Source organism: Stenotrophomonas sp. A3_2, assembly GCF_036624925.1.
Lineage (GTDB): Bacteria > Pseudomonadota > Gammaproteobacteria > Xanthomonadales > Xanthomonadaceae > Stenotrophomonas > Stenotrophomonas hibiscicola.
Map to the genome: position 1 here is coordinate 1 of NZ_JAZKVY010000096.1, position 18,947 is coordinate 18,947.

Sequence of the window (18,947 nt, forward strand, 5' to 3'; positions counted from 1 at the left end):
GTGCGGGGACGCCGCAAGTACGTCCATGTAGGCTTGGCAGCCGCATCCATGCGGCTGACACCCCGCACTCCGACACCGCCCCGCCTCTGACAGATTTCTGCGATCTGGTAGATCCACGCCATGCGTGGATGAATCTCTTTCAGATCTCGAATCAATTCGGGGTCAGATCCGTTTTCCTGCGGCAAACGGGTCTGACCCCAGGCGCTATTCCGACAGATCGTAGAGATCTGTCGAAGGCGGGGTGGGTCCGCTTGCGGGGGCGTGAGCCGCATGGATGCGGCGACCGAGCCTACATGGACGTATTTACGGCGTCCCCCGCAAGCGGACCCACCCTGCCTACCCACAGGAAACCCGCTTCTGCTTCGGCTGTTGCTGTTGCCTTGGTTCGTAGCAGGTGCAGGACCGCAGGCCCTGCCAACCCACCCTATTCCTCGACCGGGAAGTCCTCGATCGGCTTCAGCACATCGTAGTGCTCGCGATGCAGCTTGCCCTTCAGCTTCGGCAGCTCCGGCAACGGCGCATCCACGCGCGTGTCCGGCAACCGGTCCAGCAGGTTGCGCACCAGCGTCAGCCGGCCGAGCCGCTGGTCGTTGAAATCCACCAACGTCCACGGTGCCGCCTCCCGATGCGTCGCGCGCAGCATCGCCTCGCGGGCCTCGGTGTACGCGCTGTACTTGCTGCGCGACTTCAGGTCCACCGGGGAGAGCTTCCAGCCCTTCAGCGGATCGAGATGGCGCTCGGCGAAGCGCTTCTCCTGCTGCTCCTGGTCCACGCACAGCCAGTACTTGAACAGCAGGATGCCGTCGTCCACCAGCAGCTGTTCGAACACCGGCGCCTGGCGCAGGAACTGCTGGTACTCGGTCTCGCTGCAGTAGCCCATCACCCGTTCGACGCCTGCGCGGTTGTACCAGCTGCGGTCCATCAGCACGATCTCGCCGGCGGCGGGCAAGTGCGAGGCGTAGCGCTGGAAGTACCACTGCGTGGCTTCGCGGTCGGTGGGCTTGGGCAGTGCCACCACGCGGCACTGGCGCGGGTTGAGGTGCTGGCTGATGGCCTGGATCGCGCCGCCCTTGCCCGCCGTGTCGCGCCCTTCAAACAGCACCAGCAGGCGTTGCCCGCTGTGCTGCACCCAGCGCGCCATGGCGGTCAGTTCCAGCTGCAAAGGCAGCAGCAGTTCGTCGTAGTCCTTGCGCTTGAGCTTGGCCATCGTCACACCCGCGGGGAGGAAGCCCGAGCGTAGCGCAGGGGCTGCCCAGGCGATGTCGACGCTACCTGGTCGCGCTTACCCTGCTGCGCCCGTCCAGCCGTTCTCACGTGCCAGTTGCTGCACCAACGCTGACAGATCGCGGGCAAACCCGCCCATGTCGAACAGCCCGCTGCGCTCGCGCGCCTGTGCCAGTTCAGCGCGCAACGCGGCCAGCGCCGCCGGGTCATTGCCCAGCGCGCTGGCGGTGGTGATGAACGCCGCATCGTCGGCGACATTCATCGGCGCCAGTCCCAGATGGTGGTTGAGGCTGCCGGCCACGCGCGCGGCGAACGTGTCGCCGGGGCAGGTCAGCACCGGGCAGCCGGCCCACAGCGCGTCGGACGCGGTGGTGTGGGCGTTGTACGGATGCGTGTCGAGGAACAGGTCGGCCAGCTGATAGCGGGCCAGATACTGCGGATGCGGCAGTTTGGCCATGAACACCAGCCGCGTTGGGTCCAGCCCAGCGGCCTGTGCGGCGCTGCGCAGGCGGGCGTCGGCGTGGCCGGGGCCGGACAGCAGCCACAGCACGCTGCCGGGCACCGCCTGCAGCACTGCGAATGCGCGGCCCATGCTGCGCGGGTTGAGCTTGTAGCTGTTGTTGAAGCAGCAGAACACGACGCCGTTTCCGGGCAACCCGCACTCGGCGCGGGACGGTGCCGGCTCCAGCATGCGGGTGTTGTCCGAGGGCTGGAAGGCACGCGGCAGGCGCAGCACCCGTTCGCTGTAGTGCGGCTCCAGTGAAACTGGCAAAACGAAGCTGTCGCCGATCACGGCATCCATCCACGGCGCCCCGGACGTGCCGGGGTAAGCCAGCCAGTTCAACTGCAGCGGGGCAGGGCGCATCGCCAGTACCTCCGGCGTGCCGCCGCCGCCCCAGCCGCGCAGGTCGAACAACAGGTCGATGCCCTGTGCGCGGATGCGTGCGGCAGTGTCTGCATGGCGCAGGCCAGCCACATCATGCAGCTGTGTGGCCGTCTGCAGGCGCTGGCGGATGCGGCTGCCGTCGTCGCGGTTCAACGCGAACAGATGCAGCTGCAACGCCGGGTCATGACGCAGCTGCTCGAACAGGGCCACGGTCAGCAGCCCGGTGGGATGGGCGCCAAAACCATTGGAAAGGAAACCGACGCGCAGGGGGCCGTGCGCGCGCACCTTCACGGCAGGAAGGGGACGTACCCCCGAAGCAATCACCGCGGCGCGCGCGCGCGCGCAGGCCAGCTGTTCGGCTGCGGTGGCATCCTCGCTGAGGAACGCGAACGGTTCGACCACACCTTGGCCGCTGGCCAGTGCGCCACGCACTTGTGTGGCCAGTGCGTCCACGTCCTGCCAGTCGCACAGGCGGCGCTGCCAGGCCAGGCGCTGGGCGGCGATATAGGGTTCGCCCGGCATCAGCGCATGCGCGCGGCGATAGGCCGTCGCCGCCCCTTCGGCATCATCGGCATCTTCCAGCGCATGGCCCAGCCACAACGCGATGCCCGGGTGCTGCGGGGCCAGTGCCGAAGCCTGGCCCAGCAGCTTCGCTGCATCGCCATGTGCGCCGGCCATCCAGGCCACGCGGCCCAGCCGCGCCAGCGCTTCGGGGTGGTTGGGGCGCAGTTGCAGTGCGCGTCGTGCGGCCTGCTCGCCGGCAGCGATGTCGCCGGCTTCCAGTTCCAGGTCGGCCAGCATCACCCAGGCCACGAAGTCGCCGGGCTGGCGCGCGATCGCCTGCTGCAGGTGCTGTCGCTGCTGCCAGGCCGTCATCGTGATCAGTCCGCCGACAACTGCGCCAGGGCGTCGACCTGGTGTTCGTGGCTGAGTCGCTGCAGCAGCGGGTCGAGGTCGCCGGCCAGGATGTTGGGCAGGTCGTACAGGGTCAGGCCTTCCACGCGGTGGTCGGTGATCCGGCCCTGCGGGAAGTTGTACGTGCGGATGCGCTGGCTGCGGTCGCCGCTGCCGACCTGCAGGCGCCGCGATTCGGCCTGCGCCGCGTCCTGGCGCTGGCGTTCGGCATCGAGCAGCTGCGCCTTCAGGCGCTTCATCGCCTTGTCGCGATTGGCGTGCTGGCTGCGTTCGGTCTGGCATTCCACCACTACGCCGGTCGGCAGGTGGGTGATGCGGATCGCCGACTCGGTCTTGTTGACGTGCTGGCCACCGGCGCCGGACGAGCGGAACGTATCCACCTTCAGGTCGGCGGGGTTGATGACGATGTCATCGACTTCGTCGGCCTCCGGAATGATTGCCACGGTGGCCGCCGAGGTGTGGATGCGGCCCTGCGATTCGGTGGCCGGCACGCGCTGCACGCGGTGCGTGCCCGATTCGAACTTCAGGCGCGAGAACGCTCCCCGGCCGACCACGCGTGCCACCACCTCCTTGTAGCCGCCGTGCTCGCCCGGGCTGTCCGATTCGATCTCGACCTTCCAGCCCTGGCGCTCGGCATAGCGGGCGTACATGCGGAACAGGTCGCCAGCGAAGATCGCGGCTTCGTCGCCGCCAGTGCCGGCGCGCACTTCCAGGAACAGGTTGCCTTCGTCGCGCGGGTCGCGTGGCACCAGCAGCAATGCGAGCTCCTGCTCCAGCGCCTGCAGGCGCGCCTGCGCGGCGGCGATCTCCTCGTCGGCCAGCTCGCGCAGATCGGGATCGGCGCGCATGCCTTCGGCGGCGGCCAGGTCGGCCTTGGCACGGGCTTCATCGGCCAGTGCAGTGGCAACCGGTTCAAGTTGGGCGAATTCGCGCGAAAGGTCGCGGAAACGGGTGTTGTCGGCGACCACATCGGGTTCGGCGAGCAGGCGTTCCAGTTCTTCGCGGCGCTCGGCCAGCGCTTCCAGCTTACGGCGCAGGGTCGGCGTCATCGGGTCTCACGGGTGGGTGGCGGTAACCCGGCGTGGCCGGGAACAGGCGCTCGGCGGCGCGGGTCAGGTCGGCATCGCCACTCAGCGCGGCGGCGCGCAGTGCGGCGGTCGGCGGGTGCAGCAGGCGGTTGGTCAGGCCGTGGGCCAGCAGTTCCAGCACTTCGTCGGCGGGCTTGCCGTTGGCCAGCTGCTGGCGCGCGCGCTCCAGCAGCTCGGCACGGGTGGCTTCGCCGAACGCGCGCAGCTGCCGCAGTGGTGCCTGGTGGGCGCTGGCCTGCTGGGTCTCGATGAAGCGCGATACCTGCAGGTCGATGATCGCCTCGGCCTCGGCAGCGGCCTCGCGGCGGCCACGACGGTTGTCTTCCACCGCGCGTTCCAGGTCATCGACGGTGTAGAGGAAGGCGTCGTTGAGCGTGCCGACCTCGGCTTCGATGTCGCGCGGCACGGCCAGGTCGAACAGCAGCATCGGCTTGTGCCGGCGCGCGCGCAGGGCCTTGGCCACCATCTCGCGATGGATCACCGGTTCGCGCGCAGCGGTGGCCGAGAACACGATGTCGGCCTCGCCCAGGTGACGGTCCAGTTCGGTCAGCGGCAGGGCCACGCCACCATGGCGGCTGGCAAGTTCCTGCGCGTGGGCGAGGGTGCGGTTGGCGATCAGCAGCCGGCGTACCTTGCCTTCGCTCAGGTGCCGTGCAGCCAGTTCGATGGTCTCGCCGGCACCGACCAGCAGCACGGTGGAATCGTCCAGCCGGGCGAACGCGTTCTGTGCCAGGCGCACGGCCGCCGAGGCCACCGACACCGGGTTGGTGCCGATCTGGGTATCGGTCCGCGCACGCTTGGCCACCGAGAAGGTCTGCTGGAACAGGCGGTCCAGGCGCTGGCCGAGCAGGCCATGGTCGCGCGCGGTCGACCAGGCGTCCTTCACCTGGCCGAGGATCTGCGGTTCGCCCAGCACCATCGAGTCCAGCCCGGTGGCAACCCGGAACAGGTGGCGCACAGCTTCGGCATCGGCATGCTGGTACAGATAGCCCTGCAGGTCACCGGCCTGGCTGTGCAGCCACTGGTCCAGCGCCTGTGCCGACTCGGCCACGGCGTACAGTTCGGTGCGGTTGCAGGTGGACAGCAGCACCGCCTCGGCAATCTGCGGGGTATCGCGCAGCGAACCGAGCGCGCGCGGCAACGCCTCACCGGCGAAGGCCGCGCGCTCGCGCAGCTCCACCGGTGCGGTCTGGTGATTCAGTCCGAGCACCCACAGGGTCATTGTTCAGTTGCTTGCGATAAGCTGCTGGCCATTGGACGACATTTTAAGGCCCCGATGCCGACGATGCCCGCATTGATTCGCATCCCCAGTGTTCTGCTGCTGTCCCTGGCCTGCAGCCAGGCCCTGGCGGCGGTGCCGGCCAAGGCCCCTGTAAGGGCCCCGGCCACTGAGGAACTGGCGCTGGAACCGGTGATGGCCGGTGAGTTCGCGCTGCAGGCCGGCAAGCTGGCCGAGGCGGCGCGCTGGTACCTGCAGGCGGCCCAGCAGACCGACGGCGACGCCGGCCTGGCCGAGCGCGCGACCCGTATCTCCATGCTGGCCAACGATGATGCCAGCGCCGCCAAGGGCCTGGCCCTGTGGCAGCAGCGCGCCCCGCGCTCGTTGACCATGCGCAGCGCCGCCGGTGCGCTGGCCATGCGCCAGGGCGATGTGAAGGCTGCCCGCACCGAGCTGCAGGCGCTGCTGGCCGACCCCGACGAGCGCGGCTGGAAGTTCGCCCTGGCCGCGCTGATCGGCGGTGGCCGCGACCCGGCGGTGCCGGCGCAGGTGCTCGGCGAGCTGGTCGATGCCAATGCGATTCCGCCGAAGATCGAGGCCTGGCAGGAGTTCGGTCGCCTGGCCCTGCGCATGGAAAAGCCCGAGCTGGCGCGGCGGATGATCGATGAGGTGGTCAAGCGCTTCCCGGAAGAGCCACGTGTGGCACTGCTGCGCGCCAGCCAGTTGCAACAAGCGGGCGAGACCGACAAGGCGCTGTCGCTGCTGCACGATGTGGAGCCGAAGACGCGCCAGGACCCGGAACTGCGCAATGCGGTGGCCATCGCCTACGACAGCCTGGGGCAGCCTGCTGCGGCCGAGCGCGTGCTGGCGTTCGGCCCGCAGGACGTGCAGACCTGGGGCATGCGCGCCTCGCTGCTGGCCAAGCAGGGCGACAAGGCAGCGCTGTCCAATCTCTACAACGAACTGTCGCGGCAGGCGGCCAAGCCGGACCCGGCGCAGCGCCTGCTGCTGGGCAAGATCGCCGAGTACCTGAAGCGCTATCCGGAGGCGGTGCAGTGGTACCACAGCGTGCCCGGCGGCGATGAGCTGAGCGAAGCACGCCTGCGCGCGGCCAATGCCCAGGCCCTGGCCGGGCGCCTGCCGCAGGCCCTGGATGAAGTGCACGCGATCCAGTCCGATGCGGTGGTCGATGACGATGTGCGTCGCGACGCCTATCTGCTGGAGGCTGAACTGCGCCAGCGTGGCGATGACAGTGCCGGCGAACTGGATGCATTGGCCCGCGGCCTGGCCGCCTACCCGGATGACAACGGCCTGCTGTACGCCCGTGCACTCGCCTGGGAGCGCCGCGACGATATCCCGCGCGCCGAGGCCGACCTGCGCAAGATCCTGGTGACCGACCCGGAAAACGTGCCGGCCCTGAATGCCTTGGGCTACACCCTGGCCGACCGTACCGGCCGCCTGCAGGAAGCGCTGGAGCTGATCGACCGCGCCCGCGTGGCCGAACCGGACAACGCCGCCATCGTCGACAGCTATGGCTGGGTGCTGTATCGCCTGGGTCGCAAGGAAGAAGCACTGGTGCAGCTGCGCCGGGCCTGGACCCTGGCCAAGGACCCGGAGATCGCTTCCCACGTCGGCGAAGTGCTCTGGGTGCTGGGCAAGCATGACGAGGCCCGCCACTTCTTCGAAGAAGCGGCCAAGCTCGATCCTGAAAACCGCGCGCTGCTGCGCGCCCGCGAGAAATTCAATCCATGAGTGTTTCCCTGATCCGGCCGCTGCTGTTGGCGGCCGTGACCCTGGCGGTGACCGCCTGTACCAGCGTGGGCACGCAGAAGACCCCGGCGCCGGCGGTGGTCGAGGTTGTTTCAGCCGAAGCGGCGCAGGCCGAGGCGGCGCGCGTGGCCGCGCTGCAGGCACAGCCGGACTGGGCTTTCCAGGGCCGGGTCGCGGTCAGCAAGGGCAAGGACGGCGGCAGCGGACGCATCGACTGGAAGCAGGAAGGACGCCGCTATGTGGTCGAGCTGAGCGCGCCGGTGACCCGGCAGAGCTGGAAGCTGGCCGGCGATACCCGTTCCGAAGCCGGCCGCCTGGAAGGACTGGCCGGCGGGCCGCGTGACGGCGAGGACGCCCAGCAGCTGCTGCTGGAAGCGACCGGCTGGGACATACCGGTCAACCAGCTGCCGCAGTGGATCCGTGGCCTGGTGGCCGGCGATGCTGCCGGTCCGGAGAAGGTCGAGCGCGACGCTGACGGCCGGCCGCGTCGCATGCAGCAGATGGGCTGGCAGGTGCAGTATCTGGACTGGTACCCGGCCGAGGCCGGACGCCCGGCGCTGCCGCGCCGGATCGAGGCCAGCAATGGCGACGCGAAGGTGCGCCTGCTGGTGGACCAGTGGGGGCAGGGCGCCCCATGAGTGCCGGGCACGATGACGCGGGCTGGTCCTGGTGGCCGGCCCCGGCCAAGCTGAACCTGTTCCTGCACATCACCGGCCGCCGCGCCGACGGCTACCACGAGCTGCAGACCGTGTTCCGCCTGCTGGACTGGGGCGATCGCATTGGCCTGCGCCTGCGTGAAGACGGCCAGGTGCGCCGTGAGGGCGAGGGCCTGGCCGGCGTGGCCGAGGCTGATGACCTGGCGGTGCGTGCCGCGCGCCTGCTTCAGGAAGCGGCAAAGGTCGAGCAAGGTGCAGACATCATCGTCGAAAAGCACGTTCCCGCCGGGGGTGGGTTTGGCGGGGGGTCGTCCGACGCGGCCACGGCGCTGGTGGTGCTGAACCGGCTGTGGCGGGCGGGTCTGGATGAAGAGGCTTTGGCGGCGCTGGGCCTGCGCCTGGGCGCAGATGTGCCGGTATTCGTGCGCGGGCGCAACGCCTGGGCCGAAGGCGTGGGCGAGCGCCTGCAGCCGATCACCCTGGCCCCGGCTTGGTACGTGCTGGTCGAACCGGGCGTTCATGTTCCTACGCCAGCACTGTTTGCAGACCCGGATTTGACGCGCGACAGCCCAGTGGCGAAAATAGAGGACTTCGCTTCCGGGACCCTGGTCGGGAACGCGTTCGAACCGGTGCTGCGCCGCCGTGAGCCTGCCGTCGAGGCAGCGTTCGCCGCGTTGAGCGACATCGGCACGGCGCGGCTGACCGGTTCGGGAAGTGGTTGTTTCGTCGAGTTCGCATCGCAGTCTGCCGCAGAGCAGGGACGGTCGAAGTTGCCGAAGGAGTTGCGGGCAAGGGTGGCAGCGGGCGTTGCGCGTTCGCCACTGCTGGATGCACTCGAGCAACACTGATTTATCACTGCAGGGGCGTCGCCAAGAGGCCCAAGGCACCAGGTTTTGATCCTGGCATTCGTAGGTTCGAATCCTACCGCCCCTGCCAATAGCGGCTGTGTCCGCGCCTTCCAGCGCATCGCCCGCGCGGGACGTGGAAACAACCGCGGTGTTGTCAGCAGCAAGGGTCCATCGGGGTCCTTGCCGACTCCGGATCCCCGCCACTCGTCCCCGCCCGAGACAATCATGATGCAAGAGTCCCCGAACCTGCTGGTCTTTTCCGGCAACGCCAACAAACGTCTGGCGCAGAACATCTGCAAGGAACTGGGGGTTCGCCCGGGCAAGGCGCTGGTCTCGCACTTCTCCGATGGCGAAGTGCAGGTGGAGATCGAAGAGAACGTCCGCAAGCAGGACGTGTTCGTGATCCAGCCGACCTGCGCGCCGAGCGCGGAAAACCTGATGGAACTGCTGGTGCTGATCGACGCGCTCAAGCGCGCATCGGTGGCCAGCGTGACCGCCGTGGTGCCGTACTTCGGCTACTCGCGCCAGGATCGCCGCATGCGTTCCTCGCGCGTGCCGATCACCGCCAAGCTGGCGGCGAAGATGTTCAGCACCGCTGGCGCTGATCGCGTGCTGACCGTCGACCTGCACGCTGACCAGATCCAGGGCTTCTTCGATATTCCGGTGGACAACGTGTATGCGTCCCCGCTGCTGCTGGCCGACATCTGGCGCGCCTACGGCACCGAGAACCTGATCGTTGTGTCGCCGGACGTGGGCGGCGTGGTCCGCGCCCGTGCGGTGGCCAAGCGCCTGGATGACGCCGACCTGGCGATCATCGACAAGCGCCGCCCGCGCGCCAACGTCTCCACCGTGATGAACATCATCGGTGACGTCGAAGGCAAGACCTGCGTGATGGTCGATGACATCGTCGACACCGCCGGCACCCTGTGCGCCGCTGCCGCTGCCCTGAAGGCGCGCGGTGCGCTCAAGGTCGCTGCCTACTGCACCCACGCGGTGCTGTCGGGCCCGGCAGTGGACAACATCACCAATTCCCAGCTCGACGAGCTGGTGGTGACCGACACCATCCCGCTGAAGGACGCCGCGCGAGTGTGCAGCAAGATCCGCCAGCTGAGCGTGGCGGAAATGCTGGCCGAAACGATGCGCCGCATCGCCTTCGGTGAGTCGGTCAGCTCGCTGTACGTCGACTGAGTTTTTCGTCCCTGCCGGCAACGGCAGGGACATACCCCGGGTGCTTCTGGTCGCGGAAGCATCTTCAACCGCCACGCCGCAGGGCGCGGCAACAACCTGAGTAGTCGAAAATGTCGAAGACCCATGAAATCAAGGTCACCAAGCGTGAACTGCAGCGTAAGGGTGCGAGCCGCCGCCTGCGTCACGCCGGTGTGATCCCGGCCATCGTGTACGGCGGCAACGCCGAGCCGGTCGCCATCAGCCTGGACCACAACGAAATCTGGCTGGCCCAGCAGAACGAGTGGTTCTATGCCTCGATCCTGGACCTGAACCTGGATGGTCAGGTGCAGAAGGTCCTGCTGCGTGACATGCAGCGCCACCCGTACAAGCAGCTGATCATGCACCTGGACTTCCAGCGCGTGAACGAGAACGAAGCCCTGACCGCTTCGGTCCCGCTGCACTTCGTCAACGAAGACACCTCGCCGGCCGGCAAGGCTGCCGACGTCGTGGTCACCCATGAACTGAAGGAAGTGACCATCACCTGCCTGCCGAAGGACCTGCCGGAGTCGATCGAAGTCGACCTGGGCGAGCTGAAGGCCGGTGACGTGGTGTACCTGTCCGACATCAAGCTGCCGAAGGGCGTGGAAATCCCGGCCCTGGCGCTGGGCAAGGACCACGACGACGCCATCGTCACCGCCAAGGCCGGCAAGGCCGACGCGGCCGACGAAGAAGCGGCTGCCGCCGAGTAACACCGCTACGGTGCCTGCCTGCGGGCAGGCACCGTACTGGAAGGAACCATGGCAGGACTGCGACTGATCGTCGGTCTGGGCAACCCCGGATCGGAACACGCCCGGACCCGGCACAATGCCGGGTTTCATTTCGTTGAGGCCCTGGCGGAGAAAGCCGGTGCGCGATGGAATGTGGACAGCAAGCTGTTCGGTGAGACCGCCAAGGTCGAGATCGCCGGGCAGACGGTGTGGCTCCTCAAGCCCGCCACCTTCATGAACCTCAGCGGCAAGTCGGTCACGGCCGCGCAGCGGTTCTGGAAGATCGAGCCGGAGGAAACCCTGCTGGCCCACGACGAACTGGACCTGCCGCCCGGCGCGGCACGGCTGAAGTTCGACGGTGGCCACGGCGGTCAGAACGGCCTGCGCGACACCATCCGCCTGCTCGGCCATGGCAAGTTCCATCGCCTGCGCGTGGGCATTGGCCATCCCGGCCACAAGGACCGCGTGGTGGGTTGGGTGCTCGGCCGCCCGTCGAAGGACGATGACGTGCTGATCGCGCGCGCCATCGACGATGCGATCGACGTGCTGCCGCTGGCGGTGCAGGGCGATTTCAACGAAGCGATGAAGCGCCTGCACACCCCGAAGTAACCGGTAGGTACCGACCGTTGGCCGGTACGGAGTCAACCAGGCCGGTAGGTACCGACCGTTGGTCGGTACGGAGTCAACCAGGTCGGTAGGTACCGACCGTTGGTCGGTACGGAGAATGATTGGAAAAGCAGCGCCCACGTCGCTGTTTCCCCAATCACTTTCACCCCAGAGAGCTGTCACCCATGGGTATCAAATGCGGCATCGTCGGCCTGCCCAACGTCGGCAAGTCGACCCTGTTCAATGCGCTGACCAAGGCGGGCATCGCCGCGGCGAACTTCCCGTTCTGCACCATCGAGCCGAACGTCGGCATCGTGCCGGTACCGGACCCGCGCCTGAACGAGCTGGCGGGCATCATCAACCCGCAGAAGGTCATCCCGACCGCGGTCGAGTTCGTCGACATCGCCGGCCTGGTCGCCGGTGCCGCCAGCGGTGAAGGCCTGGGCAACAAGTTCCTGGCGCACATCCGCGAAGTCGATGCCATCACCCACGTGGTGCGCTGCTTCGAGCACGGTGACATCGTGCACGTCGCCGGCAAGGTCGACCCGATCTCGGACATCGAAACCATCGATACCGAGCTGGCGCTGGCCGACCTGGACAGCGTCGAGAAGGCGCTGAACCGTGCCGAGCGCGCGGCCAAGGGCGGCGACAAGGATGCAGCGGCGCGCAAGCCGGTGCTGGCCAAGCTGCAGGCGGCACTGTCCGACGGCAAGGCTGGTCGTTCGGTCGGCCTGGATGATGAAGAAAAGGCGCTGGTACGCGACCTGTTCCTGCTGACCCTGAAGCCGGTGATGTACATCGCCAACGTGCTGGAAGACGGTTTCGAGAACAACCCGCACCTGGAAGCTGTGCGCGCGCATGCTGCCGCAGAAGGCGCGCAGGTGGTGCCGGTGTCGGCCGCGATCGAAGAAGAGCTGTCCCAGCTCGACGATGAAGACCGCGATACCTTCCTGGCCGACCTGGGCCTGAGCGAGCCGGGCCTGAACCGCGTGATCAACGCGGCCTACAGCCTGCTGGGCCTGCAGACCTACTTCACCGCAGGCGTGAAGGAAGTCCGTGCGTGGACGGTGCGCAAGGGTGCCACCGCCCCGCAGGCTGCCGCGGTCATCCACACAGATTTCGAGAAGGGCTTCATCCGCGCCGAAACCATCGCGTATGACGACTTCATCAAGTACAAGGGCGAAGCCGGCGCCAAGGAAGCCGGTCGCCTGCGCTTGGAAGGCAAGGAATACCGCGTGCAGGAAGGCGACATCCTGCACTTCCGCTTCAACGTCTGATCCAGCGGCATCGGATCGACCCCGGACGCCCCGCCTCGTGCGGGGCGTTCGCGTTTCTGAATATGGATAAAAAATCACCACGCTGCGAAACGCTTGCGGCGTGATGTTCGCCGGCACTTGTCCACAGCAAACTCCCATCGCTTTCCACGCCGCATGTGGAAAACCGGCGAAGCCGATGTAGAGCCGAGCCCATGCTCGGCTGATGCCAGCCGGAGCCGAGCGTGGGCTCGGCTCTACAAGGGGCTCGCCCGCGCGACCTGGACAGATTTTCACCACGCTTCGAAACGCCTGCGCTGCAATGCTCGCACCCACTTGTCCACACCAAGTTCCCATCGCTTTCCACGCGTGGTGTGGAAAACAACGGGAGGCGTGGATAAAAAATAACCACGCCCGGAAATGCCTGCATCGCAACGCTCGAACCCACTTGTCCACATCAAGTTCCCATCACTCTCCACGCATTGTGTGGAAAACCCCGGTGGCCCGCTCTGATAGCCGCCCACCTTGGTGGGCGCGCGGCGAGACAGTGCCCGCCAAGGTGGGCATCTACCAGAGCGCAAATGACAAGGCCCGCCAATGGCGGGCCTTGTCGTCCACGTCCTGCAAGGCGGCGCGCCTTACAGCGCGGTGCCGCCAAACTTGTGGGTGTACTGCAGGTTGATGGTGCGGCCGACGCTGTCGAACCAGGACACGTCGTAGTACGGGTACGCGGTATACGTGGTGTCCTTCGGCGGCATCTTGTTGAACACATTGACCACCGACAGCGACAGGCGCGAGTGGTCGTCGAAGCGGTACTGCACCGAGGCGTTGTAGCGGTAGGTCGCCTTCACGTACGGGCTGTCGCCGCTGTCCCAGTCGAACGACTGGTCGTAGCTGTCCGAAGTTGGCAGCTTGCCCAGGCGCGAGCCATAGACCGTCGCCGACCACGCGTCCTTCTCCCAGGTCACGCTCAGGCTGGTCTTGGTACGCGGGATGTCGAATCCGCTGTTGACCGCGAACTGGTCCAGTGTCGGGTCACCGGGGTAGCGCTGGAAATCGTGCTTCTTCACCCAGGTGTGGGTGCCGTTGAGGATGAAATCGCCGATGCCGGTCTGCATGCGGTAGCGCAGGCCGACGTCGATACCGGAGGTCGATTCGCGGGCGACGTTGATCGGAGCGACGCGCACGCCGTATAGGCGGCCATCACCGGTGCGGGTGATGCGGTCGAGCGCGTCCACGCAGGTCGGCGAGTTGATGTCGGCAGTACCCAGGCGGCAGTTGGCTTCGTTGGCCAGGAGCGTGCGAACGTCCATGTCCTGCACCTGCTTGCGCATGTCGATGTCAAACCAGTCCACGGACAGGTCCAGGCCGATCGCCGGCGACCAGACGAAGCCTGCACTCCACGAGGTGCTGGTTTCCGGGTCGAGCTGGCGGTTGCCGGTGCGGCTGCGGATCAGGTTGCGCTCGTAGTCGGAACAGTCGCTAGCGCCATCGGCGCGGCAGCTGTACAGGTCTTCGGCGGTGGTCTCGTCGTTGCCCGGTCCGGCGAACACGTAGTGCAGGTCCGGCGCGCGGAACGCGGTGCCATACGAACCGCGCACCAGCAGCGTGTCGATCGGGCGCCATTCCAGACCGCCGCTCCAGGTCGCCTTGCCGATGGTGTGGCCGGAATAGCGGTACTGGTCGTAGCGGCCGGCCACGCTCAGGTTGACCGTCTCGTGCAGCGGCATGCGCAGCTCGGCGGCGGTCGCCCAGCGGTTGCGCGAGCCCTGGCCGTCCGAATCCTTCCAGCTGTAGTAGTAGTACTGGGTGGCCAGCGGATCGGGATTCAGCGCATAGGCCTGCTGGCCCACTTCCACGGTCGCGGCGAACCCGGCATCACCGCCCGGCAGGCCGAACAGCGCGGAATTGGTCAGCGTGAACGCAGCCGTCTCGGTGCGCGACTTTGGCGAATAGGTAGTGCGTGCGGCAATCGAATCGTACTCGGCGCGGGTCAGCGGCCGGTACAGCCGCGACGGGTCGGCATTGAAAATCGGGAATACGTTGCCTTCGTCATCGGTGTAATCGCCCAGCTGCGGGCCCAGGAACAGGTCATTGGCCCTCGCGGCGATGATCTTCGCCCAGCTGATCCGCGACTGGTATTGCGAGTGGCTCAGTGCGGCCTCGTAGTCCCAGTTGCCGGTCAGATTGCCCTTGAAGCCAGTGGTCACGCTGAAGGTCTTCTGCGTGCTGCGCACCATGCCGTTGCGCAGGCCGCCCATTTCCTCCGGCGAAAACTGGCGGTTCCAGGCTTCGATCTGTTGATCGGCCTCCGTGCTGGCAATGTTTCTGAAATAGCCCGCCTCATTGCCGTCGGCGCCCATGTGGCCCCAGTTGGTGACGTCGCGCATCAGCGACATCGTGTGATAGCCCAGCTGCACATCGGCAAACCACTGCTGGCCGTTGTCGAAGTCGTAGCTGAGCGAAGCGTACCCGTTGGCGCCACGGCGCTTGCTGAGGATGGTGCCGTAGCCGATCGACGTGTCACTGCCGCAGTACCAGCCTGAGCGTGGACGGTAGGCGTGATAGGTGCTGCCCTGGTTCTGCCCGGCCAGCGCTTCACAGGTGGTCGTTCCCGGATCCAGGTAGGCGTCGTCACCGTCCGTACGCAGATAGGCGCGACGAGCGGCACGCGCACGCTCAGTCGGCGCATCCTGGGTCGAATCCTGGATGTCGCGCTCATAGGCCCACAGCGGGGTCTGCGACTGCAGCTCGACGCTGTACACGGCGTTGAAGTTGCCGCGGCTGAAGCCGCTGGCCAGGCTCATGTCGAACGACTCGCCACCGCCTTCGCTGGTGGTGCCCATGCGCATGTCGATCGTGGTGCCGTCGGCCTTTTTCTTCAGGATGAAGTTGACCACGCCGGCGATCGCGTCCGAGCCGTAGATGGCCGAGGCACTGCCGGTCAGCACTTCGATGCGCTCGATCATCCCCAGCGGGATGTTGGAGACGTCGGTGAAGTTGCTGCGGCCCTTGAACGGCATCGGGAAGTCGGCGATGCGGCGGCCGTTGACCAGTACCAGCGTGTGGTTCGGGCCGAGGCCACGCAGGTCCACCTGCTGGGCGCCGGGCGAGAAGTCGGCGCCGCTGGAGGACTGCTGGCTCTGCGTCTCACCGCCGTTCTGGGTCATTGCACGCAGCACGTCCGGCACGCTGGTGAAGCCGCTGGAGCGGATCTGTTCGGCGTTGATCACCGTGATCGGGGCGGGGCCTTCCACCTGGGCGCGCGGAATGCGCGAGCCGGTGACCTGCACCGCGTCCAGTTGTTGCACCGAAGAGGAAGCCGGTGCCTGGGCCGCCGCGGAAGCAGCCACGCCCATCAACGCCAGCTGGATCGACCACGCCATCGCCTGTCTACGCATGAGGAATTCTCGGAAATGAAGCCGGCCCGCAGAGGAGGGGCCCTGTCCCCCATTCAGATTTCCGGAACGGGCGCGCGCATTTAACGCCTTTTTCATGTCCTTGACTACTGGGTCCCTATCTGGCAAAGAGTGGAAACGCTTGCAAGTCGATTTTGTTCAGGGAGATCAAGATGCGACGCCTCCATCGGACCGTGCGTGCCCCCTTCGCCTGGCTGGCGCTGTTGGTCTTGGCCGTGCCGTTGGTCGCCCTTGCGCAGGACCTGCAGGGCCCGGGCTTCGCCTACTACGAAGCCGGCGATCTCGACGCGCCCCGGCCCGGTCCGCGCGCACCGGCCATGATGCTGATGGGCGGTGGCGAATGGGTGCCGGAGGCCTTCCACTGGTGGCTGAAGCAGGCTGGCAATGGCCGCGTGCTGATCCTGCGCGCTTCTGGCAGTGATGAGCTGCAGGACCGCCTGTACCGCGAGATCGGCGGTACCACCGCAGTGCAGACGCTGGTCTTCGACAGCCGCCGCGGCGCCGACGATCCGGCCGTGCTGCGCGTGGTTGCCGCCGCCGATGCCATCTTCATTGCCGGTGGTGACCAGTCGCGCTACATCCGCTTCTGGAAGGGCACTGCGCTCAACCGCGCGCTGAATGCCCATGTGCGCGCTGGCAAGCCGATTGCCGGTACCAGTGCGGGGCTCGCCATCCTCGGTGGCTATGCCTACGGCGCGATGGACGGCGGCAGCATCACCTCCGCCGGTGCGCTGGCCGACCCGATGGGCAGTGCGGTGACCATGGACAGTGGCTTCCTGCAGATGCCCTACCTGCAGCGCGTGGTCACCGACACCCACTTCGACAAGCGCGACCGGCTCGGTCGCCTGATCGTGTTCGTGGCGCGCGCAGCCCAGGACAGTGGCGACCCCGGCATCGTCGGCATCGGCGTCGACGAGGACACCGCCCTGTGCGTGGAGCCTGATGGCCAGGCGCAGGTCTACAGTGCTGACGGCGAGGGCAAGGTCTGGGTGGTCAGCCCCGGCCGCGATGCAGACCGCCTGGTCGAAGGTGAGCCGCTGCGCTTCCACGCGGTGCCGGTAACGGTGGTCGCCAGCGGCAGCCGCATGCGCCTGGATGACTTCCAGGCCGAGGCCGACTATCAGGCCGTGGCCGACGTCAGCGATGGCGAGATCGAAGTCATCCGCCAGTGACCCGGCGATCCTGTGACCACGCATGGGATGCTGTAGAGCCGAGCCCGCGCTCGGCTGCTCTTCAATCGAGGCATCAGCCGAGCATGGGCTCGGCTCTACGATGATGCCTCCCTTGCCCACCTGCTGGAGACGTACCCGATGAAACTGCGCCTGGCGCTGTCTATGCTGCTGTCCCTGCCCATGCTTGCCCAGGCCGCACCGGCCGCTTCACCGCTGCTGGTCATCCACGGCGGCGCCGGCGTCGAGCGCAAGGACCTGTCGCCGGCCGAGGAAAAGGCCGCACGTGACGCGCTGCGGGCAGCACTGCTGAAGGGTCATGCGGAACTGGTGGCCGGTCGCCCTGCGCTCGCAGCGGTCACTGCGGCGATCACCGTGCTGGAGGACGATCCCACCTTCAACGCCGGCAAGGGCGCAGTGTTCACCCACGACGGCCGCAACGAGCTGGATGCGGCGGTCATGGATGGCGCGAACCAGGCGGCGGGCGCGGTGGCGGGCGTGCAACGGGTGCGCAACCCGATCCTGCTGGCGCAGACCGTGATGCAGAAATCCCGCCACGTGATGATGGTCGGGCAGGGCGCCGAAGCCTTCGCGGCCGAGCAGGGCATTCCTCTGGTCGATCCCTCCTACTTCCGTACAGAGAAGCGTTGGCAACAGCTGCAGCGCGCCCTCAAGGAAGAGGCCAGTGGCCAGGCACATGCCGACCTGGAGACTGCAAAGCACTTCGGTACCGTTGGTGCGGTCGCATTGGACGCGCAGGGGCATCTGGCCGCCGGCACCTCCACCGGGGGCATGACCAACAAGCGCTACGGCCGGGTCGGTGACTCGCCGATCATCGGTGCCGGCACCTGGGCCGACGCACGCTGCGCGGTGTCCGGCACCGGGTGGGGCGAGTACTACATCCGCACTGCGGCCGCGCACGAGATCTGTGCGCGCATGCGCTACCAGGGGCAGAGCCCGGAGCAGGCCGGCAAGGGCGTGATCAACGAGACGATTCCGCAGATGGGCGGCGACGGCGGTGCGATCGTGCTCGGCGCAGACGGAAAAATGGCCACGCCGTTCAACACCCAGGGCATGTATCGGGGCTGGATCGGCGGCGACGGCGTCCCTCATGTCGCAATTTTCGCCAGCGAGACCCTGCCGGTTCCCGGGCAATAACCTTGCGTATCAATGGGTTTGCGACAGCGTGTGAAAAAAATGGAAAAAAGCGTTGACAGCCCCCCGTCCCATCAGCAGAATAAGCGGCTCACCACCACACACCGCAACGCTTCGGCGGCAACGGGTTGGGGTGGTAAGGAGGGATACCCAAGCGGCCAACGGGGGCAGACTGTAAATCTGCTGGCTTACGCCTTCGGTGGTTCGAATCCACCTCCCTCCACCAGTTTCACGTTGTGACATTCCCGGCGCGGGAGTAGTTCAATGGTAGAACCTCAGCCTTCCAAGCTGATGGTGCGGGTTCGATTCCCGTCTCCCGCTCCATTGAATGAACTTTGAATATTATCGAGTTCATGTCATAATGCAAAACTCGGCTCACGTAGCTCAGTCGGTAGAGCACTTCCTTGGTAAGGAAGAGGTCGAAGGTTCGATTCCTTTCGTGAGCACCATCTCAAGCATCACCTCTCAGACGAATTCGAGATAAGCAGCCATGGCCAAGGGTAAGTTCGAGCGCACCAAGCCGCACGTCAATGTCGGCACCATCGGTCACGTCGACCACGGCAAGACCACGCTGACCGCCGCACTGACCAAGATCGGTGCCGAGCGCTTCGGTGGCGAGTTCAAGGACTACTCCTCGATCGACGCCGCTCCGGAAGAAAAGGCGCGTGGCATCACGATCTCGACCGCGCACGTCGAATACGAATCCCCGATCCGTCACTACGCCCACGTTGACTGCCCGGGCCACGCTGACTACGTCAAGAACATGATCACCGGTGCCGCCCAGATGGACGGCGCGATCCTGGTG

Annotated in this window: 15 protein-coding genes and 4 tRNA genes; 14 read left to right on the top strand and 5 right to left on the bottom strand. The window is 66.7% G+C overall.

Annotated features, from left to right (window positions below):
• Positions 1-424: 424 nt before the first annotated feature.
• From ppk2 to hemA, 4 genes are all read right to left on the bottom strand, one after another.
• Positions 425-1,207, bottom strand: coding sequence for a polyphosphate kinase 2 (gene ppk2, locus R5H29_RS01965; RefSeq protein ID WP_019661160.1), 783 nt, complete (start codon positions 1,205-1,207; stop codon positions 425-427).
• Positions 1,208-1,282: 75 nt separating this feature from the next.
• Positions 1,283-2,986 (bottom strand): tetratricopeptide repeat protein, encoded by a 1,704-nt coding sequence (locus R5H29_RS01970; protein WP_180877854.1) that lies wholly within the window; start codon positions 2,984-2,986, stop codon positions 1,283-1,285.
• Positions 2,987-2,991: 5 nt separating this feature from the next.
• Entirely contained in the window at positions 2,992-4,074 is a 1,083-nt protein-coding gene (prfA, locus tag R5H29_RS01975; RefSeq protein ID WP_019661162.1) for a peptide chain release factor 1, read from the bottom strand.
• Entirely contained in the window at positions 4,052-5,335 is a 1,284-nt protein-coding gene (gene hemA / locus R5H29_RS01980; protein WP_332328652.1) for a glutamyl-tRNA reductase, read from the bottom strand. Before hemA ends, prfA begins: the two co-directional genes overlap by 23 nt.
• 63 nt (positions 5,336-5,398) lie before the next feature.
• Between hemA and R5H29_RS01985 the strand changes: the two genes are divergently transcribed.
• From R5H29_RS01985 to ychF, 8 genes are all read left to right on the top strand, one after another.
• On the top strand, positions 5,399-7,084 hold the full coding sequence (locus tag R5H29_RS01985) for a tetratricopeptide repeat protein (protein WP_171952421.1): 1,686 nt from the start codon (positions 5,399-5,401) through the stop codon (positions 7,082-7,084).
• On the top strand, positions 7,081-7,740 hold the full coding sequence (lolB, locus tag R5H29_RS01990) for a lipoprotein insertase outer membrane protein LolB (protein ID WP_155028998.1): 660 nt from the start codon (positions 7,081-7,083) through the stop codon (positions 7,738-7,740). Before R5H29_RS01985 ends, lolB begins: the two co-directional genes overlap by 4 nt.
• Entirely contained in the window at positions 7,737-8,606 is an 870-nt protein-coding gene (gene ispE / locus R5H29_RS01995; protein ID WP_021202247.1) for a 4-(cytidine 5'-diphospho)-2-C-methyl-D-erythritol kinase, read from the top strand. Before lolB ends, ispE begins: the two co-directional genes overlap by 4 nt.
• An 11-nt stretch (positions 8,607-8,617) precedes the next feature.
• Positions 8,618-8,694, top strand: a tRNA-Gln gene (locus R5H29_RS02000).
• 140 nt (positions 8,695-8,834) lie between these two features.
• The gene (locus R5H29_RS02005) at positions 8,835-9,794 is read left to right on the top strand and encodes a ribose-phosphate diphosphokinase (protein WP_005415400.1); all 960 of its coding nucleotides are present in this window, start codon (positions 8,835-8,837) and stop codon (positions 9,792-9,794) included.
• Between the two features lie 110 nt (positions 9,795-9,904).
• Positions 9,905-10,522, top strand: a complete 618-nt coding sequence (locus R5H29_RS02010) for a 50S ribosomal protein L25/general stress protein Ctc (protein ID WP_005415401.1) — start codon at positions 9,905-9,907, stop codon at positions 10,520-10,522.
• Positions 10,523-10,570: 48 nt separating this feature from the next.
• Positions 10,571-11,149: an aminoacyl-tRNA hydrolase gene (gene pth / locus R5H29_RS02015; RefSeq protein WP_019661167.1), complete on the top strand. Its 579-nt coding sequence runs from the start codon at positions 10,571-10,573 to the stop codon at positions 11,147-11,149.
• 182 nt (positions 11,150-11,331) lie between these two features.
• Positions 11,332-12,423, top strand: coding sequence for a redox-regulated ATPase YchF (gene ychF, locus R5H29_RS02020; protein ID WP_057502606.1), 1,092 nt, complete (start codon positions 11,332-11,334; stop codon positions 12,421-12,423).
• A gap of 614 nt (positions 12,424-13,037) precedes the next feature.
• Here ychF and R5H29_RS02025 read toward each other — a convergent pair.
• Positions 13,038-15,800 (bottom strand): TonB-dependent receptor domain-containing protein, encoded by a 2,763-nt coding sequence (locus tag R5H29_RS02025; protein ID WP_332328653.1) that lies wholly within the window; start codon positions 15,798-15,800, stop codon positions 13,038-13,040.
• 170 nt (positions 15,801-15,970) lie between these two features.
• On the opposite strand from R5H29_RS02025, the gene R5H29_RS02030 reads away from it, so the two are divergent.
• The 6 genes from R5H29_RS02030 to R5H29_RS02055 all read left to right on the top strand — a co-directional run.
• On the top strand, positions 15,971-16,990 hold the full coding sequence (locus R5H29_RS02030) for a cyanophycinase (RefSeq protein WP_164143860.1): 1,020 nt from the start codon (positions 15,971-15,973) through the stop codon (positions 16,988-16,990).
• Positions 16,991-17,128: 138 nt separating this feature from the next.
• Positions 17,129-18,145: an isoaspartyl peptidase/L-asparaginase gene (locus R5H29_RS02035; protein ID WP_329843587.1), complete on the top strand. Its 1,017-nt coding sequence runs from the start codon at positions 17,129-17,131 to the stop codon at positions 18,143-18,145.
• Between the two features lie 137 nt (positions 18,146-18,282).
• Positions 18,283-18,368: transfer RNA gene (locus R5H29_RS02040), tRNA-Tyr, on the top strand.
• Positions 18,369-18,392: 24 nt separating this feature from the next.
• A tRNA-Gly gene (locus R5H29_RS02045) sits at positions 18,393-18,466 on the top strand.
• 49 nt (positions 18,467-18,515) lie between these two features.
• Positions 18,516-18,591: transfer RNA gene (locus R5H29_RS02050), tRNA-Thr, on the top strand.
• Positions 18,592-18,632: 41 nt separating this feature from the next.
• A partial coding sequence (locus R5H29_RS02055; RefSeq protein ID WP_332328654.1) for a GTP-binding protein occupies positions 18,633-18,947 on the top strand: 315 nt, incomplete at its 3' end.

Bases quoted from the DNA above. Each gene is read 5' to 3' on its own strand.
- ppk2 (WP_019661160.1), bottom strand. From the start codon at position 1,207: ATGGCCAAGCTCAAGCGCAAGGACTACGACGAACTGCTGCTGCCTTTG.
- R5H29_RS01970 (WP_180877854.1), bottom strand. From the start codon at position 2,986: ATGACGGCCTGGCAGCAGCGACAGCACCTGCAGCAGGCGATCGCGCGC.
- prfA (WP_019661162.1), bottom strand. From the start codon at position 4,074: ATGACGCCGACCCTGCGCCGTAAGCTGGAAGCGCTGGCCGAGCGCCGC.
- hemA (WP_332328652.1), bottom strand. From the start codon at position 5,335: ATGACCCTGTGGGTGCTCGGACTGAATCACCAGACCGCACCGGTGGAG.
- R5H29_RS01985 (WP_171952421.1), top strand. From the start codon at position 5,399: ATGCCCGCATTGATTCGCATCCCCAGTGTTCTGCTGCTGTCCCTGGCC.
- lolB (WP_155028998.1), top strand. From the start codon at position 7,081: ATGAGTGTTTCCCTGATCCGGCCGCTGCTGTTGGCGGCCGTGACCCTG.
- ispE (WP_021202247.1), top strand. From the start codon at position 7,737: ATGAGTGCCGGGCACGATGACGCGGGCTGGTCCTGGTGGCCGGCCCCG.
- R5H29_RS02005 (WP_005415400.1), top strand. From the start codon at position 8,835: ATGCAAGAGTCCCCGAACCTGCTGGTCTTTTCCGGCAACGCCAACAAA.
- R5H29_RS02010 (WP_005415401.1), top strand. From the start codon at position 9,905: ATGTCGAAGACCCATGAAATCAAGGTCACCAAGCGTGAACTGCAGCGT.
- pth (WP_019661167.1), top strand. From the start codon at position 10,571: ATGGCAGGACTGCGACTGATCGTCGGTCTGGGCAACCCCGGATCGGAA.
- ychF (WP_057502606.1), top strand. From the start codon at position 11,332: ATGGGTATCAAATGCGGCATCGTCGGCCTGCCCAACGTCGGCAAGTCG.
- R5H29_RS02025 (WP_332328653.1), bottom strand. From the start codon at position 15,800: ATGCGTAGACAGGCGATGGCGTGGTCGATCCAGCTGGCGTTGATGGGC.
- R5H29_RS02030 (WP_164143860.1), top strand. From the start codon at position 15,971: ATGCGACGCCTCCATCGGACCGTGCGTGCCCCCTTCGCCTGGCTGGCG.
- R5H29_RS02035 (WP_329843587.1), top strand. From the start codon at position 17,129: ATGAAACTGCGCCTGGCGCTGTCTATGCTGCTGTCCCTGCCCATGCTT.